General features: G+C 56.8%; 19 protein-coding genes and 2 pseudogenes. 3 read left to right on the top strand and 18 right to left on the bottom strand.

Annotated features, from left to right (window positions below; translation table 11 throughout):
* Positions 1-27: 27 nt before the first annotated feature.
* The 6 genes from PHA01_RS27520 to PHA01_RS27490 all read right to left on the bottom strand — a co-directional run bounded on the left by PHA01_RS27520 (position 28) and on the right by PHA01_RS27490 (position 7,039).
* A complete protein-coding gene (locus PHA01_RS27520; RefSeq protein WP_271899453.1) occupies positions 28-258 on the bottom strand; it encodes a hypothetical protein in 231 nt (76 codons plus the stop codon).
* 24 nt (positions 259-282) lie between these two features.
* The gene (locus PHA01_RS27515; protein ID WP_334312059.1) at positions 283-807 is read right to left on the bottom strand and encodes a DUF2231 domain-containing protein; all 525 of its coding nucleotides are present in this window, start codon (positions 805-807) and stop codon (positions 283-285) included.
* A gap of 902 nt (positions 808-1,709) precedes the next feature.
* The gene (locus tag PHA01_RS27505; protein ID WP_465248745.1) at positions 1,710-1,901 is read right to left on the bottom strand and encodes a hypothetical protein; all 192 of its coding nucleotides are present in this window, start codon (positions 1,899-1,901) and stop codon (positions 1,710-1,712) included.
* Positions 1,868-2,965 (bottom strand): efflux RND transporter periplasmic adaptor subunit, encoded by a 1,098-nt coding sequence (locus PHA01_RS27500; RefSeq protein WP_271899451.1) that lies wholly within the window; start codon positions 2,963-2,965, stop codon positions 1,868-1,870. Before PHA01_RS27500 ends, PHA01_RS27505 begins: the two co-directional genes overlap by 34 nt.
* Positions 2,962-6,126, bottom strand: coding sequence for an efflux RND transporter permease subunit (locus PHA01_RS27495; RefSeq protein WP_271899450.1), 3,165 nt, complete (start codon positions 6,124-6,126; stop codon positions 2,962-2,964). The genes PHA01_RS27500 and PHA01_RS27495 overlap by 4 nt, the downstream gene beginning before the upstream one ends.
* Positions 6,127-6,877: 751 nt before the next feature.
* Positions 6,878-7,039 (bottom strand): hypothetical protein, encoded by a 162-nt coding sequence (locus PHA01_RS27490; protein WP_271899449.1) that lies wholly within the window; start codon positions 7,037-7,039, stop codon positions 6,878-6,880.
* Between the two features lie 342 nt (positions 7,040-7,381).
* Between PHA01_RS27490 and PHA01_RS27485 the strand changes: the two genes are divergently transcribed.
* Entirely contained in the window at positions 7,382-7,888 is a 507-nt protein-coding gene (locus tag PHA01_RS27485) for a hypothetical protein (RefSeq protein WP_271899448.1), read from the top strand.
* A gap of 441 nt (positions 7,889-8,329) precedes the next feature.
* Here PHA01_RS27485 and PHA01_RS27480 read toward each other — a convergent pair whose 3' ends face one another.
* Complete coding sequence (locus tag PHA01_RS27480; RefSeq protein WP_271899447.1) at positions 8,330-8,776, bottom strand: hypothetical protein; 447 nt, start codon at positions 8,774-8,776, stop codon at positions 8,330-8,332.
* Positions 8,777-9,612: 836 nt separating this feature from the next.
* Between PHA01_RS27480 and PHA01_RS27475 the strand changes: the two genes are divergently transcribed.
* On the top strand, positions 9,613-10,854 hold the full coding sequence (locus PHA01_RS27475; protein ID WP_271899446.1) for a DUF6880 family protein: 1,242 nt from the start codon (positions 9,613-9,615) through the stop codon (positions 10,852-10,854).
* Between the two features lie 32 nt (positions 10,855-10,886).
* Here the strand turns inward: PHA01_RS27475 and PHA01_RS27470 are convergent, their stop codons facing one another.
* The 10 genes and pseudogenes from PHA01_RS27470 to PHA01_RS27425 all read right to left on the bottom strand — a co-directional run bounded on the left by PHA01_RS27470 (position 10,887) and on the right by PHA01_RS27425 (position 21,811).
* Positions 10,887-11,345 (bottom strand): helix-turn-helix domain-containing protein, encoded by a 459-nt coding sequence (locus PHA01_RS27470; protein WP_271899445.1) that lies wholly within the window; start codon positions 11,343-11,345, stop codon positions 10,887-10,889.
* Positions 11,346-11,848: 503 nt separating this feature from the next.
* A complete protein-coding gene (locus PHA01_RS27465; protein WP_271899444.1) occupies positions 11,849-14,050 on the bottom strand; it encodes a xanthine dehydrogenase family protein molybdopterin-binding subunit in 2,202 nt (733 codons plus the stop codon).
* 3 nt (positions 14,051-14,053) lie between these two features.
* Positions 14,054-14,509 carry a (2Fe-2S)-binding protein gene (locus PHA01_RS27460; RefSeq protein ID WP_271899443.1) on the bottom strand — a complete coding sequence of 152 codons (456 nt, stop codon included), beginning with the start codon at positions 14,507-14,509 and terminating at the stop codon, positions 14,054-14,056.
* A gap of 222 nt (positions 14,510-14,731) precedes the next feature.
* Positions 14,732-15,500, bottom strand: a pseudogene (locus PHA01_RS27455) (HlyD family secretion protein).
* Between the two features lie 408 nt (positions 15,501-15,908).
* Entirely contained in the window at positions 15,909-16,886 is a 978-nt protein-coding gene (locus tag PHA01_RS27450) for a beta-ketoacyl-ACP synthase III (protein ID WP_417021055.1), read from the bottom strand.
* An 8-nt stretch (positions 16,887-16,894) separates the two neighbouring features.
* Positions 16,895-18,160 (bottom strand): adenosylmethionine--8-amino-7-oxononanoate transaminase, encoded by a 1,266-nt coding sequence (locus PHA01_RS27445; RefSeq protein ID WP_271899441.1) that lies wholly within the window; start codon positions 18,158-18,160, stop codon positions 16,895-16,897.
* Positions 18,157-18,795, bottom strand: coding sequence for a dethiobiotin synthase (gene bioD, locus PHA01_RS27440; RefSeq protein WP_271899440.1), 639 nt, complete (start codon positions 18,793-18,795; stop codon positions 18,157-18,159). Before bioD ends, PHA01_RS27445 begins: the two co-directional genes overlap by 4 nt.
* Positions 18,792-19,934, bottom strand: a complete 1,143-nt coding sequence (locus tag PHA01_RS27435; RefSeq protein ID WP_271899439.1) for an 8-amino-7-oxononanoate synthase — start codon at positions 19,932-19,934, stop codon at positions 18,792-18,794. The genes bioD and PHA01_RS27435 overlap by 4 nt, the downstream gene beginning before the upstream one ends.
* Positions 19,931-20,929, bottom strand: a complete 999-nt coding sequence (bioB, locus tag PHA01_RS27430) for a biotin synthase BioB (RefSeq protein WP_271899438.1) — start codon at positions 20,927-20,929, stop codon at positions 19,931-19,933. Before bioB ends, PHA01_RS27435 begins: the two co-directional genes overlap by 4 nt.
* A 213-nt stretch (positions 20,930-21,142) precedes the next feature.
* Positions 21,143-21,811 carry a GntR family transcriptional regulator gene (locus tag PHA01_RS27425; protein WP_271899437.1) on the bottom strand — a complete coding sequence of 223 codons (669 nt, stop codon included), beginning with the start codon at positions 21,809-21,811 and terminating at the stop codon, positions 21,143-21,145.
* Positions 21,812-21,943: 132 nt separating this feature from the next.
* Here PHA01_RS27425 and PHA01_RS27420 point away from each other — a divergent pair.
* Positions 21,944-22,282, top strand: a pseudogene (locus PHA01_RS27420) (sulfite exporter TauE/SafE family protein); the annotation flags it as partial.
* Positions 22,283-22,409: 127 nt separating this feature from the next.
* Here the strand turns inward: PHA01_RS27420 and PHA01_RS27415 are convergent.
* Positions 22,410-22,616 carry a DUF6494 family protein gene (locus tag PHA01_RS27415; RefSeq protein ID WP_271899436.1) on the bottom strand — a complete coding sequence of 69 codons (207 nt, stop codon included), beginning with the start codon at positions 22,614-22,616 and terminating at the stop codon, positions 22,410-22,412.
* Positions 22,617-23,768 lie beyond the last annotated feature (1,152 nt).

Here is a 23,768-nt window from a genome sequence, read left to right as displayed (position 1 = left end):
CAAAAGGGCGTTCGTTGAACGAAGATATTATAATTGCCTTCTCAGGGATTTGAGATTTTGACGCCGATCGTCAAACAAACCGCCGAAATACGGTCGTTCGACAACGCCGAAGGTCTTTTCCCATTCGACGGCCAGCTCCGGGGTCAGCCCGTCAAGCATGTGCTGCTTGTACCCCGCACTGTATCTCCAGGCGTCCACACCGCTGTATTCGTAACGGAGCGCGCGATAGACCCGGTAGCGATATAGAACCCATTCCATCGGAGCATCCTTTCTGGTGCTGGCCTACCCCAAGCGCAGGACCTCTTGAGTGACATCAACCGGCTGGCTTCGGTTCTCGATCAACAGGGGACGGCTCGACGGTGCCGAGACGCCTACGCCATCGCGGAAAATCATCACGAAGCCCATCCACTCGGTAATTAGGAGGATGACCACAATTATCGCGGACAAGGTCAGGCCGCAGGGAACGACTGAAGTCCAGGCGTCATGCGTGTGGATGAACATGTTGAACGTGGCCAGAACCAGCAGGATCACGCTGCCGACGAGATGGATCCGGACGGATGTCTGAACACGCACGCGGGGCTCACCGAGAAAATCGACCAGTGTGGCTATGAAGGCGAGGCCACCCATGATCAGGCCGACGGTGACGAGCCATGCGGAAAAGTCGGCCCACATCATCTCCGCGGTCCGCGAGTAGGTAATGTCGGTGAGCAGCGCGCCGATGAAGCAGACAATGGGAAAAGGCGCGAGCAAAGCGCGGATCGGTATTCCCGCTATGCGTGCGGTTGCGCGGGGATGTGAATGGGGCATAGGGATATCCTTTCTACCTGCACATGAACTGGAAAATGGACACGTCACAATGCATTCCTATCCCTTTGGGCGGCAGCTTTCTCTTGAAGAACGGGGGAGCTGTTGCGGCGCTGTCTTTGATCGGGCTGACGAGCCCGCGCGCCTCAGCGAAAGCTGCACGTGACGTCAGCCATCCGCCGGTCGCGGCGAAACCTGCTCCGGTGCAGCAAAAGCAGAAGTTACGACGCGGAAGCAGGTGCCGGTTCGATAATGTCATGGTGTCGCCTTCGCTTCTTTGAACTGGACACTCATGCTTAAAACCACAAGCTAGTTCTCGGCGATCGCGCGCTTTGCGTCGAGCAATGCTTCCCGACATAGGTGTGCATTCCCAGCATGATCAGCTGAGCGCGCACGGGCCAATGCCGCCAAGGCTTGTTCGCCTTTCTCACCCTCACCTGCTTCCGCTTCCGCCTGCGCGATCGAATCTGGTGTAGGTTCGTGATGCAATCCCGCAGCTTGGCTCTCAGGGAGTGTAGGCCCAGAGTCCGCCCTTGATTCGATTATGGCGTCGACATCAACCTGGAGGGCTTCGATCTCCTTCGTGCAGGGCCCCGCCTTTGCGACTGTCACGAACGCGAACGTTAATATCGCTTGGACTCCGAGAGCGGCGACAAGAAAGCGGGTTCGCCTAAGGGGCGCGCGTTCAATTGCGGATATGGTTCGTGGTGCTTCTTTTGTACATTGCGCAATAGCATTGTGGTTCTCGGTTGAATCGCCCATAACTTTAACCTTCCTACCGAATATAGCGGCCATATCAAATCGGGTTTGAATAGGAATAACAGACGTCATAGGTTCCAGGATTGAAGCGTAGCGGCGGAGCTGGAACGTTCGAAGCGTATTCGTGGTTACCACGGCCCTGTCCACTATCGCGCTGGTTTAACGGGGACGGGGGCGGCGGCGACGCTGACTTTGGTGCCTTCGACCAGTTGCACGGGCGGGTTGCGGATGACCTTGTCGCCTGGTTTGAGGCCGTCGTTGACTTCAATGGTCGTTCCCAAATCCCTTGCCACTGATATCTTCCTCAAATGAACGACACCATTCTCGACAACTGCCACCTGCAACCCGTCGGAATTGAAGATAAGTGCCTCGGACGGGACTGAAAAACTGGCCGTCTTGCTGGGGATTTGCAGCTCGACGGTGCAGTAAATGCCTGGTTCGAGCAGCCGTCCGTATTGGGCACATCGATTTCGGCCAGCAAAGTGCGGGTGCCCGGCTGCAGCGAGTCCGACATTCGCGTCACCGTTCCGGTGAAAACACGACCCGGGATTTCGGGAACATGGATGATCGTTTTGTCGCCGGGGCTGATCCCGAACGCCGCGTCCTGTGGCACGAAGACCTGCGTGCGGATGACGTCGTCCTGCATCAGGGCGAACATGAAGGTGCCGCTGGTCGTGTCGGCCTGCACAAGGCTGCCCTTGTCGATGTTGCGCTGGGTGATGATTCCGTCAAAAGGTGCGACGACCTGTTGATAGAGCTTTTGCTGGTTGAGAACCTGGAGTTGGTCCTGCTGTGCCTTCACATTGGCCTGGGCTACACCCACGGTCGCCTCTTGTGCCTTCACGGTCTCGACATCGATAGTGCCCTGCTGCTGGGTATCCCAGCCTTTGGTAACGAGCGTCTTGTCGCGGTCCCACGTCACCTGCGCAAGGTCTGCATTGGCCTGCGCCTGTTTGAGCGTTGCCTGCAGCTGTCCCAACGTAGCCTGCGCCTCCAGAATTTGATCATCCAATTCCGGCACCGCAATCTTGGCCAGCAACTGGCCTTTCTTTACGTGATCGCCGATATCGACCTCGCGCTGTTCGATGTAACCGCTGGCGCGTGCGAAGACCTGAATATCCTGGAAGGCTGACGTCGTTGCAGGCAGAATGACGTTTGACGAGTTACCACTCGCCTTTATCTCGGCAACGTGCACGGTAGGCACAAAATTCTGGAGCTGGTTGTGAGTAGCGTTAACGTCTTGGGCCCGCGAATGATATTTCCATGCGCCGAAGCAGAGCAATGCGACGAGCACAAGCAGAGTGCCAAGTCCAACGAGCCGACCACCCCCTCTGCGTGATGTTTGCGGTTGCGGATCCTTGATCTGGCTGTCGTGTCGTTTCGAGGGTTTGGGAGGTTTCATGTGAGGTCCTCCCTAAATACGCCATGAGCGGTCTTGCCATCCTGTCCGCTGCGGAGCACTGCGAAGAGGTAAGGCACGAAAAGGAGCGTCGTGGGAGTTGCGAACAGCAGACCTCCGATAACGGCGCGGGCCAACGCGGCGTTCTGTTCCTCGCCGGGGCCGCCGATGGCCATGGGGATCATGCCGACAATCATCGCAGCTGCGGTCATCAACACGGGTCTGATACGGGTGTGTCCGGCGTCGATGGCGGCTTGATGAGCGGATTTGCCCGATAGTTGCTGCTCCCTGGCGAAGGTCACAAGCAAGATGGAATTTGCCGAGGCAACACCGACCGCCATGATTGCTCCCATCAGCGAGGGTACGTTGAGGGTCGTTCCAGTTATGAAGAGCATGGTGAGAATGCCGCACAAGGTTGCCGGCAACGCCAGGATCACGACAAACGGATCCCCAAAATTCTGGTAGTTCACCACCATCAGCATGTAAACGAACACGGCAGCGAACAGCAGACCAATACCAAGATCGACGAACGCATCGTTCATACTCTGAATCTGGCCTGCTACCTGAATGGTATTTCCTGGGGATAGCTGCTTTTGCATATCAGTGACGATGGCGTTGATCTGGCTTGCAACGGTGCCGAGGTCGCGGCCCTGCACGCTGGCGAAGACCTCATACAGAGGCTGGATGTTCGCCTGGTTGCTGTTGGTCGAAATGCCCCCTCGTTTGAACGTTGCAACGTTGCTGAGAAGTCCGGGGATCTGGTTTCCGGATGAAGATATGGCCGTTGAGACGGGCGTATTTCCGAGGTCATTCAGCGAACTGATTTTTGACTCAGGAGTTTGAACCGCCAAGTAGTAGGGAATGCCGCTTGCGGGGTCTGTCCAAAAATTGGGCGTCACCTGCTCCGAGGAACTCAGGCTCACGTTGATGTTGCTGGCGATGGTGTTTGCATTGAGCCCGAGCTGAGCTGCCCGGGTACGGTCGATCACCGTATTGAACTCCGGTGCATTAACCTCCTGTTGCAGATGGGCATCCACGATACCGGGAATGGCGGCAATACGGCGACGCAGCTCTGTTGCAACCTGCAGGTTCTTGACACGGTCGTACCCGACCGTGCGGACATTGATTTGTGCAGGGAGACCAAAATTGAGAATCTGCGTGACGATATCGGCCGACTGGAAATAGAAGAGGACATCAGGAAAGGCCTGCGGCAGCGCCAACCGCAACTTGCGCAGGTACCCAGCAGTCGGCGCATGGCCGGGTTTGAGGGCAACGAGAATGACCCCGTCATTGACGCCGATCGTCGAGCCGTCGCTGAAGGCTAGGTTATACGACCGTGCGGGCAGGCCTATATTGTCGACGATCAACTCCCGGTCGCTCTCTGGGACTATTTCTCGTATCTTGTCCTCGACTTGCTGGAAGATGCGTTCGGTCGCCTCTATCCGTGTTCCGGCAGGTGCACGGACGTGAAGCTGGATCTGCCCGCCGTCGATTACGGGGTAAAAGTCCCGGCCGACAAAAATCGACAATGTTGCGCCAAGGGCAAGGATCAGGATTGCCACGACCGGCATGATCAGCCGCCGCGTCAGCAGCAACGTCAGCAGTCCCACGTAACGGACGCGCATCGCCTCGAAGCCGTGATCGAACCTCGCCTGAAAGCGGGAACTTGGCGCACCATGGTGCTCGCTCTTGAGCAACAAGCCGATGGAGATCGGGGTGAGCGTTCTCGAAAGGCCATAGGAGGCCAGCATGGCGAATACGACGGCAAGCCCGAGTGGGGTGAAAAGATACTTTGCCGGCCCTTCAAGGAACACCACCGAGGTAAACACGCAGCTGATCGCCAAGGTCGAAACCAGCGTCGGCACCGCAATGCCTGCAGCACCATGCAGCGTTGCCTGCGGAAGTGATTGCCCCTCCTCCGTCAGCAAACGGTGGGTGTTCTCAATCGTCACAGTCGAATCGTCAACGAGGATGCCTACCGCCAGCGCGAGGCCGCCCAGTGTCATGGTGTTGAGCGTCTCGCCGAGGAAATACAGAACGACGATCGACGACAGGATCGCGAGCGGTATCGTTATCATGACGACCAGTGTCGAACGCCACGATCCCAGGAACACAAGGATCATAAGTGCAGTAAGGGCCGCGGCAATGGCACCTTCGCGTAGCACACCCGCAATGGACTGCTTGACGAATACCGATTGGTCGAAGATTTCCTTTATCTCCATGCCGGGCGGCGCGGAGGCACGCGCGGTGACGAGCGCCTTCCGGACTGAGTTTACCACTTCAAGCGTGGACGCGTTACCGTTCTTGATGACGCTAAGAAGCACTGATCGGCGGCCGTCCTCGCGCACGATATTTTGCTGAATGAGCCAGCCGTCATGTACCTGACCTACGTCCTTTATAAAAACCGTCGCTCCATTGACGACCTTGACCGGAATGTCGTTGAGTTCGTCGATTGAAGCGGGTGTCGCATTGGTTCGTACCACATATTGGGTATTGCCGATCTTGGCCGTGCCCGACGGCAATGTCAGGTTCTGCGTGTTGACAGCATTGACGACGTCAAGTGGCGTAAGACCCTTGGCAAGTAGCTTCGAAGGGTCGAGATCTACCATGATCTGGCGGTATTTGCCGCCCGCAGGTGTCGGCAGCGTGAGGCCAGCTATCGGTGCCAACTGCTGGCGTATGCGATAGATGCCATAGTCGTAAAGCTGCTGCTCGTTAAGGGTATCGGAGCTCAGGCTGATCTGCAGGACGGGCACGCTTGATGCGTTGAACTGCACGACGAGCGGTGCCTGGATTCCCGGAGGCAGGAGGGCGCGGACCGAGTTTGTGGCGGAGACGATCTGGGCAATCGCCAGGTCCAGATTGACGTCCTCCTGAAAATAAATCTTCTGAACCGACAGTCCGCTCAGCGTCTGCGCTTCGATATTCTTGATCCCGCTCACGTTGGCGCTGATTGCATACTGGCTATAGGTGGTGACGCGCTGTTCCATCTCCGGAGTGCTGAGACCGATGTAGCTCCAGACCACCGTCACCACCGGAATATTGATCTCGGGAAAGATATCCGTCCGCATCGAATAGCTGGCGACGCCGCCCAAAAACAGTATCAAGCCAGCCAATACATAGAAAGTGTGCGGAAACCTCAGTGCGAACCGAACTATACCCATGGGCGCTGACCGGCAACATTAGTCAGGGTAGTATTGGACTGGGCCAGCGAACTAGGTGCGACTCTCATTGACATGACACCCGAAGCGGCGGAACTTCATATTCGGGTCGCTCCGAAAGCATGTTCAACATTCCATTCCATCTCGATTTTGACATCGACGATAGCATTGAGAAGTCCTTGTCGAATTGCTCAGACGGGCCGGAAATTGGACAATCATATCGGTCGCTTCCATTCGTCACTTATTTTTATCGGGTCTGGAGACTCTTGAAATGCATGCCGCCCTCATCTCAACGCCAGCCGAAGTGTTTACGGCGCATTAACACGAGAGGTTCGGGTTCCATCCTGCAAATCACCTTCACTTCTGGGACAGCAGCTACAGGTTGCCGTGGCAGGGAGGAGACGCCACGGCCGCGGCAACAAGTGGTCAAGCAGTCGGAAGTATCCTGCACTGTTGCAATGGCAATTGGATTGCGCGGACAACTCGTAAATTGGACAAACGTACTGCATCGTCCGGAAACACAGGACCGCGCAACAGCGCTGGCCGCGCTGCGATGTTGACGCCGTCGCTTGCTCGCTTAGGTCTAAGGCTCGTAAAACCAACGTATGATACCGCTCCCCGCCGAGCGTCCCTAAGTCCGGATATGCCCTCAAAGAAATGAAGCAATAATCAGGAGCAAATCATGCGAAAATCGGTATCAATCCTGGCCGTTGCCGCCTTGGGCGTGGCAATGGCGTTGGGCTCGGCGACGGAATCAATGGCCCGCGGTCACGGAGGTCATGGCGGCCACCACGGCGGCGGTTACCAAATCTTCAGGAACCACGGCTTCCACGGTGGCCATCACTTCGGCGGCTTTCGCGGCCACCGCGGCCGGTTCGAACGCCACAGTTTTCACAACCGGGGTCACTTCCGGCATTTCAGGCACCGCGGCTACTATTGGGACAATCCCTACTATTCATGTGGGTTCCCGTTTGTCTTCGGGGGCGGTGATCCTTATTACTGCGGATATTGATGCCCGCAACGGAAGACGCTCTGCGGTGTGTTGAAACCATTCGATCGCTTTGGGTGGGTAAGGAGGGTATTGATGTCAGTACGTGACCTTCCCCTTTTCCCGACGGAAAGTCCTCGACAATAGCGATTAAGCCATAAGACTACATCTACCGAAACCATCGTATAATTAAAGCTTCGCACCGCCGCTCCCATATTTGGGTTTGCCTCCGTTTTAGTTGCGGAAGCTACCAAGTCTAGGAGTGAAATCATGAGAAAATCTGTAACAGCCTTGGCAGTACTGGCCTTGGGCGCAATGGTGGCCGTCGGCTCGGCGACTGAATCGATGGCGCGCGGTGGCGGCGGTGGCGGTCACGGCGGTGGTGGAGGTCACGGAGGCGGCAGCCATAGCGGCGGATTCGGTGGTGGCGGCTTCGTGAGCGGTGGCGGTCACGGCGGCGGCGGATTTGGCGGAGGCCATGGATTTGGGGCAGGCCATGGATTTTCCGGCGGCCGAGGCTTCGGCGGTTTTGGCAGGGGCGATCATGGTATCGGCCGCAATTTCGGAGGAGACCGCGGCAATGTAGCCCCGCGATCTGACGGTGGTGTCTTCCGGTCGGGTGGCATCTTCGGCAACGGACGCGGCTTTGCGGCACACCACAATCGGTTCGAAGGACGAAGGGAGCACTTCCGGGATTTTCGCCGCGACGATAATTTCGGGTTCTATTCCTGCGAATATCCCTTCTACTGGAATACCCCGCTAGACTACTGTGAATGACCGCGGTTTCCGTTGCATGAATATCGTGGGCCTTGAGGGTTCCGAAAACGTGACCGGGTCGCGATACCTGATCCGGTCGGGGCCATCTGGCTCGACAAACGTTCTGCTCTCACTCTGAAAATGAAGTTTTCCGATATTGCTTGCAACGGTACTTCCGTGGGGACAGTATAGCTCTCCAAACTGAGAACTGCCTTCGCTTGCTCGACGCAAGCCCAATTCCTGTGGGGTGCCATACTCGAGCAAATAATCCCGTGGGCGGCGTTGATTGTCATTGTCACCACTTCATCATCAGATACTCTGCCGCCTCGGAAATAGAACAAATGTTCCGGGGCTTTCCTAAGCGGCGCGATTCAATTGTCACTGGTAAAATGGGTGGCTCATATTTGCCAAAATGTGCCCGTTGTTCATTTCAATTCAATTCGCAGAATTCGGCAATAACCGTCACCAAAGTCTGCTTTGACGCAAAAAACTGACCTCCTCCCTCGAGACATGGCGGCCATCAAAGGAGAATGGGAGCCTATTCGCCGCAACAGCAGTGCGATGCAACTCAGCCAGGACGGTTATCAGTTCGTTATCGATTGTGATCAGCGTGGGAGCGTTGTGGCTCACTTTAACATCGGCGCGCACACTGCCATCCGTAACCCAGATTTCGGCATGGAACTTTGCCGATTGCTCGGTAAAAATCCTCAGTTCCGAGTCCAATTCAAGTCTTGGTGCGACTGTTAGTTCGATCAACTCGCCGGATGGGAGCTTGCCCTTGAAACATCTGACGCGGTGACCGACAATCCTTTGTCGCTCAGGGTCAGGATTGAAACGAATTTCTGAACTCGCGATCAGATGCAATTTCTGATGGACCAGAAAACTCGCGTCTTGCACTTCGATATTCATTGAACGACCTTAGATTTGAGTGTTCGTCGACAATCTGACTGGCACAGCAAAACTCAAAGCGACTCATGATGTCTTGGATATTGTTCGCATATCTTGGACCCGTCAGTCCATTCTCGCAACTCGATTGCTCTTGAGTGATGTCCTGCGGAGGCACAAGCGCTGCTCCGTGAAAACAACGCAAAGTAACGAGGATATCGCAACGACCGCGCCTGCGGAAAACAAGCTTTCCAACGTCATCGGTCGTACCCCTGCTTCGAAGGGTCGTCGCTGCTATAGAAGGCCTTGTTCATGGCCTGCCGAAGATCAGTCTCGCGGAATGACTCCAATCACGCTGTCCGTTTTTGTCGTTTGGATTATCTCTCATTTGCGTTCCGATCATTTGGCCCGCGCACCAGGCGGTTGCTATCAGTTATTGAGACGATGCTTACCCAAAGCCACCGTCTCGCGGCAGTAATGGTGGGCGAAAATGTAGGGGTTTTGAATTATACACTGGTATCGAAGCACTGAACCTTGGTTGATACTCCTAGACCGCACCATTTGTATTCGCCTCATCATGCATGGGCTGGCATCGGACCGTCGTTGATGATTTGCGTCGCCGTCGGGTTAATGGCAGCAGCGCCGTTCGCGCTTATTGGACGGCAGCTGCGGATACGACCGAGGAATCAGTTTCGGCAACGGGACAATGGCACGGCCTTCAAATTCATCGCAGTAATTGCGTAGATTGCGGCGCTCCCCCCGCGGTGATGGTACTCTGATTTAGACGATTTTCCGAGGATCGTTGGCCCGGCCCATCAACGCCTGTAAGGTCTCGACGACGAGGAACGCAGGAACAACAAGTGGCATCAAAGACGACATTGAACGCAAAAAATCTTGAGGCGCTCGGCGCTGAAAGGCTGGCCGCGTTGCTGATCGATATCAGTACGGGAAGCGCAGCCAACAAACGACGTTTGCGGATAGAACTTGCGGGAATGCAGAGCGGCGAAGAGGTCGCCCGGGAAGTAGCCAAGCGTCTGTCATCCATTGATCGGTCAAAATCGAAGATTGGCTGGCGGCGGGTCAAAGCGCTCAAAAGCGATCTCGACACCCAGCGTCGTGTCATCGCCGAAACAATTGCCGGAAGCGACGTGGATGAAGCGCTGGAAGTGATGTGGCGCTTTATGGGGGTGGCCCACTCGGTCTTTGGTCGTTGCGCCGACAGCAATGGGACGATCATGGCCATTTTCCGTCACGCTTTGACGGATCTGGGCGTGATCGCAATGGCAGCGGAACAGAACCCGCGTCGCCTGGCGGACCGCGCCTTCAGTGCCTTGCAGCAGAACGATTATGGCCAGTACGATACGCTGATAGAGGTGCTAGCGCCCGCCCTCGGCTTGGAGGGTCTTGACCATTTGAAGATGCTATTTGTGGAATGGTCAAAGCACGTCGAGGACATTCTGCCAGGAACTGACGGCCGAAGCGATGCCAGAGTATCCTATGAGGACATCCTCAATCTCCGAAAACGCGATCGCACCATACGTACGGCTCTGGAACAGATCGCCGATGCTCAAGGAGACGTCGACGCATTCATCGCACAGCAGAATAAGGAAGCGAGATCAGAGCCGACGGTCGCCGCAGAAATTGCGCGCAAGTTGGTGGCCGCCGGGCGAACGGCCGAGGCGTTCGACGCCATTAACATGGCCGATCTCACAGACAGCCACCCCGTTGATCACTATCCGGATGTCCACCGCGCCTTGGCATTCCTGGTGTCGTGGCCAGCGCTGGATCACGCGGCGAGGCTTGCAATTTCGAGAGCGGCAGAACTTGATGGTGACCGTTATGAATTCCTGACATCCGCAGCCGAGGTGCTGCGGGATAAACACGCCCTGGCATCAGTCATCACGCTGCGTGCAATGATCGACTTCGCGCTCGACCGCGCACGGACTGCCCGATATAAGCACGCCGCCCGTCATTTAGCTTTAGCCAAGCGGCTTTCAGCGGCGATCAAGGATCGAAACCCAATTGATTCTCATGAAGACTACCTCGCGGGCCTGAGATCCCGGCATGGGAGCAAGATGAGATTTTGGAAGCTTGCAGTTTAACAATCCAGGAGACACGGTCGTGGTTTGATACTTTAAAGCCGAGAAGCGCGCTGCTCCCTGGGCAAAGCCTCACCTTCCCGCGCGAAAGCCCTGTTCAGTGTTTTCATGCCCAAAAGTCCGCAAGCGACGGCAACTTCGGTGAAATTCAGATCAGTCTCGAGGAGCAACTGCTTTGCCTTTCGTACCCTGAGTTGATCCCGCACTCTCAAAGGTGACTTTCCGAGTTCTTCCTTAAAGATTCTTTCCATCTGTCGACGCGTTGTTCCGATACGTCGGGCAACGTCTGTCATGCTGATGGGGTCTTCCATCGTTCTTTCAAAAACCCGCAGCGCTTGCTTAACAACCCGGTTCGACACCCCTGAAAAAATGAGCGCTGGCTGCTCATTTGTCCGACGTTCGAAGGGGATCATCAATATTGAGGCACATTTTCTCGCAAGTTCTTCACCAAGTTCTGCGGTGATGATTTCCAGACCAAGATACCCCGAGCCCATTCCCCCTGCGCAGGTATAGTGTCTGCCGTTGGCCCGATAGAGGCTGATCGAATCCGCCGAAAACTCCGTAAACTCCTCTCCAAACTCCTCGGTGTGAAGCCAGCTGACACAACACTGGTTCTCCGGCAGGACGTTCGCCTCGGCACAGACATGGCTCCGGCCATTCCATAAGGAGGTTAGATTTTCGGCGTGACAGGCCGATAGATTTCCCTTTTAAGACAACAAACGTTTCAAATTTTCGATTGCAACAACGGACGGTAAAATGCTTGCAAGGCGCGCTGCCACACCATGATCAATCCGGCGTCGCACTGAGCCCAAGCTGCTTTGATCCACAGGCCGAGCACTTCAGCTTCGGTGCCAATTGTGCATGGCGGTTGTTTCTTCCGAGCTCCTTTGCCAACATCTGTAGATCGATTTTTGACCAGTGTCTGCATCCTAGTCGCTGACAAAACGCCCAGAGCGTACATACGTGAATATTTAGTCCACCCCGAGTTGCGATGCCTTCACGATGATTTCAGCATCTCCGGATCGACAGGTAGCGTCCGGATCCGCTTGCCCGTGGCCGCGAATATTGCATTGGTGACAGCGGCACTGACGATAGAGGTAGGCACCTCACCGATACCGCCTGGAGCTTCTGAACCTTTGAGGAGATGCGTTTCAATGACGGGCACTTCATCGATCCGCATCGGAAGGTAATTGTCAAAATTACTTTGTTCCACGCGGCCATCCTTGATGGTGATCGCACCGTGCAAGACAGCAGTTAGGCCGAAGATGGAGCCGCCCTGGATCTGCGCTTCGATCGTATCGGGGTTGACCGACATACCGCAATCCAGTCCGCAGACAATGCGATTGACCTTGACGGCCCCGTCAGGACCAACTTCCACCTCGGCCACCTGCACGACATAGGAGCCGAAAATGAAGGCTACCGCAACGCCGCGACCCTGACCTGCGGGCATTGACGCCCCCCACCCGGCTTTTTCCGCAGCCAAGTTAAGCACGGCGAGCGCTCGCGGGTTGTTTGCGAGCAGCGCCTTGCGAAAGGCAACCGGATCCTGTTTGGCAGCATGGGCGAGTTCATCCATGAAACTCTCGACCACGAACACATTGTGGGTTGGACCAACACCTCGCCAGAACGCGGTAGGCACACCGGGAGGCTCAACCTGGACATAGTCCACATGGATATTCGGCAAGGCGTAAGGCGGTTCGGCTGCCGCCTCGACTGCATCAGGGTCGAGACCGTTGACGAACAATTGCGGGAGATAGCGTGCGAATATCGAGGAACCGGCGATACGATGGGTCCATGCGACCGGCTTGCCATCAGCGTCCAGTCCGGCCGACATCCGATCATAATAATAGGGCCGGTACATGTCGTGCTGGATGTCTTCCTCTCGGCTCCAGACCACCTTCACAGGGCCGTCGATGTGCCTTGCTATCTTGACGGCCAATACTGTGCCATCTGGCTCCAGTCGCCGGCCGAAACCGCCACCAAGCAGATGGTTGTGAATGCGGATTGCATCCTTGGGGAACCCTGTCACATCAGCAACCGCCATCTGCGTCAATGTCGGAGCTTGCGTACCCACCCACACTTCGCAGCCGTCCTTTTGCATTTGCACCGTACAGTTCATCGGTTCCATCGCCGCATGGGCAAGGAACGGCACCTGGTAAATCGCGTCGATGCGCTGTGCCGCCGATCCGAGCGCCTTTTCAGCGTCGCCTTCATTGCGAGCGACCGCGCCGGGCTGCTTCGACTTTTCTTCGAGCTCCTTGATAATGTCCGCAGTGTTTACCGTGGCGTGCGGGCCGTCATCCCATTCGATGGCAGCGGCTTCCAGGCCTTTCTTGGCCGCACCCAGATGATCTGCGACCACCGCTACAGCCTCATCGATCTTGACGACCTGATGCACGCCCTTCACGGCGAGGGCTGCCTTTTCATTAACCGCCTTCACCTTGCCGCCGAACACCGGCGAAATTGCAATTGCTGCGACTTTCATCCCAGGCAATTTGATATCGATGCCATAAATCGCGCTTCCGTTGACCTTCACCGTAGCATCGACCCGTTTCGCGGGAGTTCCTATCAGGGCGAAGTCTTTCGGTTCCTTCAACTTGACGCTGTCAGCCGCCGGTACTGGCAGCTTCGATGCTGCCTCGGCCAATTCGCCATAGCTCAGATGTTTTGAACCGGACTCGTCGGTGACCACACCATGTGCGGCTTTGCAGGTCGCAGGATCACTGCCCCATTCTTTGGCCGCAGCCGCGATCAAAAGCGTGCGGCCGACAGCGCCCGCCTGACGCAATGGCGTCCAGAACGCTCGTACCGATGATGAAAGGCCGGTTGACTGAATATGCAAGATCGAATTTGCATAGAGCGCATCGTTGGGCGGCGCATGCTGCACCTGGACCTGATTCAGATCGACTTCCAGCTCCTCGGCCAACAGCATGGCGAGGGAGGTATATATCCCCTGGCCCATCTCGACCATTGGCATGACCAGTGTGACCGTGCCCTTGGGATCTATACGAATGAAGCCATTCGGGGCGAAAGGAGCCTTTACTTCATCTTCGGTCACTTGCGCTGCGTTGGCTGCAAAGACCGATGTCGTCGTGCCACCGAGCAGGGCGAAGCCGAGAAGCAGTCCGCCGCCTTTCAGGAAGGTGCGGCGCGACGTGCTGGATCCGGAAGTCGGTGCGTCGAGATTAAGCGTGTCCATGGCTCAGGCCTCCGCTGCTTGCTTGATGGCGGCGCGAATGCGCTGATAAGTGCCGCAGCGACAGACATTGCCGGACATGGCGCTGTTGATGTCTTCGTCGGTGGGCTTCGGTGTTTCCGTCAACAGGGCGGCAGCCGACATGAGCTGGCCGGATTGACAGTAGCCGCATTGAACGACCTCAAGGTCCAGCCAGGCTTTTTGCAATGCCGCGCCTTGCGGCGTCTCTCCGATCGCTTCGATTGTTGTGATGGCGCTATCGCCGATGCTGTCGACGGTAGTAATGCAGGAGCGCGTTGCTATGCCGTCGATATGGACAGTGCACGCACCACAGAGGGCAGCGCCGCAGCCGAACTTTGTGCCGGTCATGCCGAGCACGTCGCGTATTACCCAAAGTAGTGGAGTGTCGTCATCGACGTCCACGCTATGAGCGGTTCCGTTAATCTTGAGATTAAAGGCCATGGCTGTGCTTAATCCTGGCTTGGCTCTAGAACTGTCAGTTGGTACGGTCGCACCGGAATTCCCCTGACGGGGGGCGTTCCTCGATCATTCTGCACTTTTCCAGGCTACTCGAATTGAAGCCAAGGTGCAGGATTGGGACAATCCGACTAAAGGTGACAGTGCGGAGTTGTTGGTCGCAAAAGGCCGCTGGGTTGCAGGTATGTTTTGAGAATGACGTGAGCATTAATGTATCTCCACCGTCGCGCTCCTTCCCGAAACCAGCAGCACATCGGGAGGGACTGAATCGAAGACAATCCTGACCGGGATGCGTTGCGCGAGCCGCACCCAGCTGAAGGGTGGGATTGATGTTGGGAAGAAGGCCATTGCTCGGCGTGCGTTCCGAGTCCTCAATTCCCGCGGCGATGCTCGCCACATGTTCATGGATGGTTTCCGGCTGTCCCATAAGCCTTATCAGTGCCGCGTCACCAATCTGCACGCGCGCAAGTTTGGTTTCCTCGAAGTATGCCTCTATCCGGAAAGAGTCGGTGTCCACCAAGGCAATTTGAGGACTGCCGGTCGTGACGTAGTCTCCCGGCCGAAGGATGAGATTGGTGATTTTTCCGTTGACCGGGGCCTTCACTTCGGAACGTTCCCGGTTGAGACGGGCCAGCGCCAGATTGGCGGCAGCCTGCCGGTTCGCGGCGTCGGCCTGGTCCAGCGAAGCCTGGCTTCCGGCAAGGGCGGCTTCGGCCTGGTCAAGGGCGATCTGGAATCTCTGGACGTCCACCTTGAAGAGCGTGTCGCCCTTCTTGACGAGATCATTGTCCTGCACGAGGAGATCGCTGACGAGGCCGGAAAGGTCCGGTGCAACACCCACGATATCGGCACGCACCCGCGCGTCCCTGGTCCATGGTTCAACCATGTAGTAGTTCCACAACAGGCGTCCGGCAAACAAGTCCAATCTTAATTCAATGATTTCAACTGGATATATGTAAACTCCTGGCCAAAACAACAGTCTAAAATCAATAGCTTGCGGCGAAACTGTAAACCGTAAGGCGCTCCCGATATCGGAGCATCGAAGAATTCAGATTCAAGAATGGATTTAGTGCTCGAAGGAAGCACCAGCATTGGCATTCGTATCCGCGTCGACGTGGTGCTACTCAAACCGCCCCATCCCATCTGGAAAAAGAAAAATCAGCTAAAGCTTCGCTAAGCAGCGATTTCTGCAACTACATGCCGAGCAACATCTCCTTGAAAAGTTGAACGCTTGCTACATCTTGCGATCCTTGCTCCAGGACAGTTCCTCGCGGACCTGATCAATTGTCTTCCGAAGCAAATATATGGAAGCGTTGCCCGGAAGGAGGACGGTCCGGAGAGCGATCTTGACGTCGGCCACACAAGCGTAGTCTAGACGCGGCCGCTATAAACCAAGCACCACTGCCCCGCCCGCCAGTCCGGCGCCAGCTGCGGTCAACAGCAATTTTTCTCCCGAAACGAACGGCCGTTCGCGATGGGCCAGCGACAGCGAGAGCGGAATGGTTGCAGCCGAGGAGTTGCCGTACTCAACGATCGTGCGCTCGATCCTGTCAGGCTCAATGCCAATATTCTCGCCAACGGCGTCGAAGATACGGGCATTGGCCTGATGTGGGACAAGCCTGCTGACGTCTGATGGCTCAAACTTGGCGCTTGCCAGCGCCCGCTTGGCGCAAAGAGTCATCATTTGCACAGCTTGCGCAAACATATCTCTGCCGTCACGCATGGTTATCTGGCATTCTTCAACGGCCATTCCCTCAGCAAACGGCATTTTGGAGCCTCCAGCCGGAATGGAAATCAGATCATAGCGACTTCCGTCCGATGCGAGATCCACACCGAGGAGCCCCTGTCTCGTATTATCTGATGGTGCGAGGACGACAGCGCCCGCCGCATCGGCAAAAAGAATAGCGCTCGCGCGCTCTACAGGGTTGATGCGCCTGCTCAAAATATTGGCTGCCACCACGAGGACCGGCCGCCCCTGACTGCGGACAAAACCGTCGGCAAACGTAAGGGCATAGATGAATCCTGAGCATGCTCCTGCGAGATCAATCGCGCCCGAATTGGCGAGGCCAAGTCGATGGGCAAGCAGCGGGGCCGAGGGCGGCAACAGGTGATCCGGCGTCGATGTGGCGAGGATCGTCAACGCAATGTCGGCTGGATGGACATGGGCGTCGTAAACGGCAACGCTCCCTGCCTTGGCTGCGATATCGGTGAGCAGTTCTCCGTCGCGAGCCCAGCGCCGCGAACGAATGCCGGTCCTTCGCTCGATCCAGCCGTCTTCGAGACCAAGCTGGTTTTCTATCTCCGCATTGTCAACGCGGCGATCTGGCGCGTAGTGGCCAAACCCAGCGATGCGGCTTGCCATTGCCCGGCTCATCGACCACCTGCAAACATGTCGGCTGCCTCATCGATCGCATTGTAGGTCCGGTCGAGATCGTCTGCGGTCACGCAATAGGGCGTCATCAGATAAATCACATTGCCAAGTGGGCGGATAAGCAGATTTCTTGCTCGAAAGAACGATCTGAGCTTCGGACCTGCATCTGAAAGGTACCCGGAAGCCGGAACATTGACGTCAAGTGCAATGATCGTCCCGGTCTGGCGCACATTGCTAAAGCGGGGATCTACCCTGAACCGCTCCAACCTTGTCCGGTGCATGGCTTCCAACGAGCGTATCCGTATCGCCACCGGCTCCCTCTTCCACACTTCAAGATTGGCCAAGGCAGCAGCGCACGCAATCGGATTGGCGGTGTAGGAGCTCGAATGAAAAAATGTCCGGCTTCGATCGGTAGAAAGATGGGCATCGAAAATTTCTGCTGAACACAAGGTTGCCGCCAGTGGCAGCGCCCCGCCGGTCAAGCCTTTGGATATGCACAATATATCCGGTGTGATGTCCGCCTGCTCACAGGCAAACAGAGTGCCGGTGCGTCCCCACCCCGTCATCACCTCGTCGGCGATCATCAGGCCGCCATACCTTGTCGCAATTGCCTTGAGCTCGGACAAAAGTGATGCCGGATACATCCGCATGCCTCCTGCCCCCAGTACCAATGGTTCTATCAACAGCGCCGCAACTTGCCCGCCCCGGCATAATGTCTCGAAGGCATCGAGCGTATCCTGCTCCTGTCCCGATATAGGAAATGGCAGACGATCGACACCAAAAAGAATTGGCTCATAGGCGGCGTTGAAGACACCCCTTTCGCCCGCCGACATCGTACCGATGGTATCACCGTGGTAGCCATGCTCCATGACGACTATGCGGGAACGCGGCGAGCCGGCGTTGTGGAAGAAACCGAGCGCCATCTTCAGCGCAACCTCGACACAGGTCGAGCCGCTGTCGGAATAGAACACATGATTGAGACCGGGCGGGGTGATAGCGACCAACCCTCTTGCCAGTTCTTCCGCCGGTTCGTGGGTATACTCGGCAAAGATGATCTGGTCATAGGTCTCGCAGGCATTGCGGATCGCCGCCATGATGAGAGGATGGCGATGGCCATGCGTAATCACCCACCAGGAAGAGATCGCATCCAGGATTGCGTGTCCCTGCTCATCATAGAGATGGGCGCCTTCCGTCCGGACAATGCGCTTCATTGCCGGTTCCAGAGCATGCTGGGTAAACGGGTGCCAGACGGGCGATAAGGTCAATGGATACCTTTCTGAAAGCAGGAAATATCGAAATGATCGTTGAAGGCTTGGGCGAGGGTGTCAGGCGTCAGCGGGTCAAGCAGCGGTAACCGGCCGAGACAGTTCACCTTGCCGAGCTTCTTGATGATCGCTTGTGTCTCCGCTTGTTCGTCTCCGATGAGAACGGCACCGAAAACCGGAATAGAACGGCGGCGCAAGGCTTCAAGTGACAGCAGCGTGTGGTTGATCGTTCCCAGCCCGGTGCCGGCGCAGAGAATGACCGGTATCTGCCAGCGGGCAAAGACATCGGCAAACACCTCGTTTTCCGTCAGGGGGACCAGCAAACCGCCTGCCCCCTCGATGATGAGCGAAGTCTGCGTTGACGGAGGTGATAGCGCCTCCGGAGCGATCCGGACATTGTCGATTCTGGCGGCAAGATGCGGCGAAGCCGGCGTATTGAGCCGCCAAGCCTCGGGGCAAATACGCGACGATGGGATCCGGCCGAGACGCTGGACTGTCTCGCTATCCGTTTCGCCTTCGAGCCCAGACTGGACGGGTTTCCAGTAGCCAGCACCAAGCGCATGGGCCAATGCTGCCGAGAACACCGTCTTGCCGATATTCGTATCGGTTCCTGTAACGACAAACCGGAGCATCATGCTGCTTCCTCGACGGATATGGAGGCGAGAGTATCGAACATGCGAACAATTGCGGGCCGGTCGACATTGAGCGTGATGGCAATCCTCAAACGCGCTGTCCCTTCCGGGACCGTTGGCGGGCGGATGGCGCGGATATCGAAACCTTCCGCCCGCATGCGCTCCGCAATGTGCATAGCGCGACTGTTGTCACCGATCATGACCGGCAATATCTGCGATCCGCTGCCCTCCAATCCGAGCACAGACGTCAGTTGTGCATTGGCGAAGGTCCAGAGTTGCTCGAACTCCGTGCGGTGCTGCGGTTCGTCCACCAGGATTCTCAGGGCTTCACGAACACCCGCGGCCATCAGCGGCGAAGGTGCGGTGGAGTAGATGAAGGCGCGTGCCCGGTTCACCAGGTAATCGCAAATCACCTGGCTTGCACCGACAAGCGCGCCCGAAACGCCAAGTGCTTTCCCGCATGTGTGGAGGAGGATAACATTGTCCCGGCCTTCCATGCCGGCAGCTAGACCGCGGCCACCGGAGCCGAAGACGCCAGTCGCGTGCGCCTCGTCGATCACGAGGAAGCCATCGTGGCGATCTGTCAGGGCGAGCAGTTCTGCCAGCGGGGCGCGATCCCCGTCCATCGAATAGAGGCTCTCAACGGCGATCCATGGATGTCCCGCTCCACCTGCCTTGCGCCAACGGCGAATTACATCCTCAAAACTCGCAGCATCATTGTGCCGTGCGGCGACCGCCTCGGCGCGGCTGGCCGCAATGCCCTCATGTGCGCTGGCGTGGATCAGAGCATCGTGAACGATGAGATCGCCTCGCTGTGGCAGAGTTGAAAAGAGCGCGGCATTGGCTGCATAGCCGCTTGAAAAATAGAGCGCCCGCTCCGTTCCGAAAAAAGCGGCGGCGTCAGCTTCGAGCGCCTCGTGCTCGGGGTGATTGCCGCGCAGCAGACGCGACCCGCCTGAACCGACGGCAACTCCCTGCGCCATTGCTGTGGCAATCGCCAATCTGATGCGCGGCGAGTTGGCCAGGGCAAGATAATCATTGGACGTGAAATCGATGCCATCGCGTTGCAGGAGCCTGCGCTGCCGTCCCTTCCGCTCAAGTCCAACAAGCGTCTTTTCAAAGCCGACAAGGCGCTCACTCATTCAATGGCGTCCAGCGCCATCGGTTTCAGCCCGAGGCGGCGGAACAGTCCGGCGTCATGATCTTCGCCAGGATTATCCGCTGTCAGGAGCGTATCACCGACAAAGATGGAATTGGCACCGGCAAAGAAACACATCGCCTGCATCTCGTCGCTCATCCCCGTGCGCCCTGCCGACAGACGGACATGGGTTTTCGGCATAAGAATGCGGGCGAGTGCTATTGCGCGGACAAATTCAATCGAATCGACCGGCGCAGCATTCCCAAGCTTTGATCCGGGAATGGGGATTAGCATATTAATCGGCACGCTTTCAGGCGGAACCGGCAGATTGGCGAGCGTTACCAGCATGGCGATATGGTCATCAGTCGTCTCGCCCATGCCGAGGATGCCGCCCGCGCAAACCTTGATACCCGCCTCCCGCACGTTCGCGAGCGTCTCCAGACGATCGGCGAAAGTGCGCGTGCTGATGATTTCGCCATAGAAACGTTCTGACGTGTCGATGTTGTGATTATAGTAATCGAGCCCGGCATCGCCAAGCCTTGCCGCCTGCGCCGGCGACAGCATACCGAGCGTCATGCAGGTCTCCATGCCAAGCTCCCGGACGCCCTCGACCATGGCGACGACCATGTCCATGTCGCGGTCTTTGGGGCTACGCCAGGCAGCCCCCATGCAATAGCGCGTCGCGCCGCCCTCCTTCGCCTTGCGAGCCTCGGCAAGCACGCGCTCGACCTCCATCAATTTGGAAGCCTTGAGGCCCGTGGGATAATGGGTGGACTGGCTGCAATAGCCGCAATCCTCTGGGCAGCCCCCTGTTTTGATCGACAGGAGCCTGCTCAACTGCACGGCATTGGGGTCGAAATGCTCCCTATGGACGATGTGCGCCTGAAACAGGAGGTCATTGAACGGCAAATTATAGATTTTACTGGCCTCTGAAAAACTCCACAAATCACCAATGGAAGGGGCTGTATCGACAGATCTCAACTTTGATGCTTGTGACATGCGGGGAGTTCCTCAGTTCTTCCGGTCGGGTGAGAAAAATTATAGATAGAATCAATACTTATCTATAATTCTAACCAGCACGCCAAAAAACGCAACCGCGTTAGAGACGGCCTCTGAATCAGAGCGGCGTTTGTCAGAACAACTGGGGAGAACCGAACAGCCTTCGGTAGGAAGTCTGCACAGCAATAGGAGAGGCCACAACGATGGGTTAAGCTAGCCAACGATCGCGAAAGCGTCGCGCGTCGAACCTGTAGCGCTTCTGACAGGCTTTTGCCCGATCCACTGGACGTGACGTTCAAGGACAGAAACGGCGTTGTCGATGTTGCCCTGGCGCAGAAATCCGAGGATGGCGCGATGGTCATGATCGGTGCGCACTTCCCACTCAGATCGCCAGGCAGAAAACAGGAAACGCGCGCTTACCGAATGCAGATCATCAATGGCGGCCAGCAGCCGCGGCATGCCGCATGGCACGAGGATCAGCCGGTGAAATCGCCGGTTTGCCTCCTCCCAGGAGCGCACATCGCGTGAATTGTCGCCGACAACACTTGCCTCTTCAGCCTGTTCCAGAATTGACGATGTCAAATGTTGGGCAGCCTGCCGCAACGCAAGACCCTCGAGCGCGGCGCGCATCAGTGCAACTTCCCGCACCTCCTTCAGATCAAAGGAAGCGACCCGTACGCCTCGCCGCGGTTCGCTGACCGCCAGCCCCTGCGCCTCCAGCTTACGGAACGCCTCCCGGACCGGCACGTGGCTCGCGCCAAATTCCTCGGCGATGTGATCCTGCCGCAGTTTTGCACCCGGTTCCAATTGTCCAGTTACAATCCTGTCAGCAAGGATACGGCTGATGCGGTTGGCGATTGTGTCTTCAGTGGTTGCGGCCATGTTTTATAGATATTTTGCTTACCGGTGCCTGTCGAGCCCGGGCGAATTTTTTCTCGTATATAACATCACTGCATCTGCAATATGTTCGGCGATGGACCTTTGCGGCTCGCCTGCCTCCGAGAACAACCACCCATGGTGGCTCACTCGGGCGGTCCCTCGCTTGCGATATATTTGCTTCCCTTGCGCCAAGGAAATCCACGCGGGGAACCACCAGTAGGTTTTTCACCGTCGGCAAACGCGATCAAGGTTGTACCGTGGTTGCTGCTTGTGAAACAAACCGCCGATGTCTGGCGCTGATGGCGATTGCATGTTGGCCCTTTCCAGCGGCGTATGGATGGGTTGGCGGCTTCATGGCGTCTCGACCAGCGGCAGATGTATCGCGCCTGCTACGGATTGCTTGTATTGACCGCGTTGAAATTGTTCTGGGACGGTCTCTCCGATACTTGGCCTGAGCGTGACAGATCCGCGTAGCGCCGCATTGCCCCCGCAGGTGCCAGTTTCGAGGGCAATCTCAATCTTACTCGAGGCTTGCTGGCTTGCCAGGTGACGCCTTTCTCCCGCCACACACGGCAGTGATCTTCGAAATTCAGCGCAGCCGTTATTGAAGCTCAACCATTCCGTCGATGGTGTGGATAAGTCCGATTTTGTCTACGGTAAGCACGACTTTGGCTGACAGCGTCTCGCTGCCTTTCAGCCGACCATCAGCTATAGCCTCGCGGATGGTCTTTTCGATCTCGCGCTGGGAGGTGACGCCGACCTCTTTGAGGAATTTGCGCAGCGAGGTATTAAGAGCCTCTTCGTTCATGGCAATCTCCTTGTAAAACCTCACCGACCGGATCGTAAGCGTGCCCAGAGTATATGCACCGGCGACATCATGACATTGTGTGCCGTTTGCGGTCAACAGCTCCCCGGAGCGCAATCCAGACGTGTCCTTGTTCCGATAAAATCGATCAAACGGGTACCTGATCCCACACGGCCGGATGTCTATATGAAAAGCGCCCCCGCTCCGGGATGAGTGGGGACGGGGCCGCGATATCGGGGGGACGCCATGCCTATAACCAAAGCACAGGTCCTGCGGTGTTGTTCGTCGTAAAATCTCGTTAAGCGGCACGCCCGACTGGAGTGCAATCGCCTCTTCGGAATTTGAGGCGCGATAGGGTATCCGTCGCGGATGTTAAACAACCAGATAAATGGAGTTATACCGACGTATTATACTGCCTCGGACTTGCCGCCTCCATATCAGTATAAGTTTACGCAAACATCGAGAACTTAGAAAAGCAGGAATAAATAATGAAAAGGACAGCGACAACTTTAGCGATATTGGCTTTAGGAACAATGCTGGCGGCCGGATGGGCGACTGAATCAACGGCTCACGGCGGAGGTCACGGCGGCGGCGGACGTGGCGGCGGCCACAGCGGAAGTTTTGGCGGAGATGGTGGTCGAGGCTTTGGCGGCGGTGACCATGGTAACGATCGCGGCGGGTCGCACGGGGCACATGCAGCCTCCCATAGCCCCCACTCCTCCGAGCGCGGAAGACGCGCGCCTACGACTGACGACGGAGTGCTCTCCCCCATGAACGATCCACATCAACAATACTTCTTCAGGTCTCTCTTCCGTTGAGAAGTCATCACCTGCACAGTCTGGCATGCGATCGGCGCACTGACCGTGCCGCTGACCCTCAACCCAACGGAGATAAGATCATGAAATGGATCACCCGCGAACGTCCGGTCAGTTTGTTTACCCCCGGCTGATTGATCGCTTCATGGATAAAGAACCCGACTTCCTGTTTGTCGCGTCCTCCGTTGGTGCGGCAACGGCGGAGCCACCTTTGATCCCTATGCCAATATCGCGATGGGCTGCTCGGTGTGCTTAGTCTTGTCAGTCCAGCTCCTGGATCGCCCCGGCCGGTCCGGCCGGGGGGTTTTCATGGGTCTCGCGGCGCTTAACACATGACGAA

This window comes from Candidatus Phyllobacterium onerii, assembly GCF_028331445.1.
GTDB lineage: Bacteria > Pseudomonadota > Alphaproteobacteria > Rhizobiales > Rhizobiaceae > Phyllobacterium > Phyllobacterium onerii.
The sequence above is the reverse complement of the archived record's forward strand: the minus strand, read 5'-3'. Positions and strand labels throughout refer to the sequence as shown.

Bases quoted from the DNA above. Each gene is read 5' to 3' on its own strand.
- PHA01_RS27425 (WP_271899437.1), bottom strand. From the start codon at position 21,811: ATGGCCGCAACCACTGAAGACACAATCGCCAACCGCATCAGCCGTATC.
- PHA01_RS27415 (WP_271899436.1), bottom strand. From the start codon at position 22,616: ATGAACGAAGAGGCTCTTAATACCTCGCTGCGCAAATTCCTCAAAGAG.
- PHA01_RS27460 (WP_271899443.1), bottom strand. From the start codon at position 14,509: ATGGCCTTTAATCTCAAGATTAACGGAACCGCTCATAGCGTGGACGTC.
- PHA01_RS27500 (WP_271899451.1), bottom strand. From the start codon at position 2,965: ATGAAACCTCCCAAACCCTCGAAACGACACGACAGCCAGATCAAGGAT.
- PHA01_RS27465 (WP_271899444.1), bottom strand. From the start codon at position 14,050: ATGGACACGCTTAATCTCGACGCACCGACTTCCGGATCCAGCACGTCG.
- PHA01_RS27520 (WP_271899453.1), bottom strand. From the start codon at position 258: ATGGAATGGGTTCTATATCGCTACCGGGTCTATCGCGCGCTCCGTTAC.
- PHA01_RS27485 (WP_271899448.1), top strand. From the start codon at position 7,382: ATGAGAAAATCTGTAACAGCCTTGGCAGTACTGGCCTTGGGCGCAATG.
- PHA01_RS27515 (WP_334312059.1), bottom strand. From the start codon at position 807: ATGCCCCATTCACATCCCCGCGCAACCGCACGCATAGCGGGAATACCG.
- PHA01_RS27450 (WP_417021055.1), bottom strand. From the start codon at position 16,886: ATGGCAAGCCGCATCGCTGGGTTTGGCCACTACGCGCCAGATCGCCGC.
- PHA01_RS27435 (WP_271899439.1), bottom strand. From the start codon at position 19,934: ATGAGTGAGCGCCTTGTCGGCTTTGAAAAGACGCTTGTTGGACTTGAG.
- bioD (WP_271899440.1), bottom strand. From the start codon at position 18,795: ATGATGCTCCGGTTTGTCGTTACAGGAACCGATACGAATATCGGCAAG.
- PHA01_RS27490 (WP_271899449.1), bottom strand. From the start codon at position 7,039: ATGCCGGAAGTGACCCCGGTTGTGAAAACTGTGGCGTTCGAACCGGCC.
- PHA01_RS27480 (WP_271899447.1), bottom strand. From the start codon at position 8,776: ATGAATATCGAAGTGCAAGACGCGAGTTTTCTGGTCCATCAGAAATTG.
- PHA01_RS27495 (WP_271899450.1), bottom strand. From the start codon at position 6,126: ATGGGTATAGTTCGGTTCGCACTGAGGTTTCCGCACACTTTCTATGTA.
- PHA01_RS27470 (WP_271899445.1), bottom strand. From the start codon at position 11,345: ATGGGCTCGGGGTATCTTGGTCTGGAAATCATCACCGCAGAACTTGGT.
- bioB (WP_271899438.1), bottom strand. From the start codon at position 20,929: ATGTCACAAGCATCAAAGTTGAGATCTGTCGATACAGCCCCTTCCATT.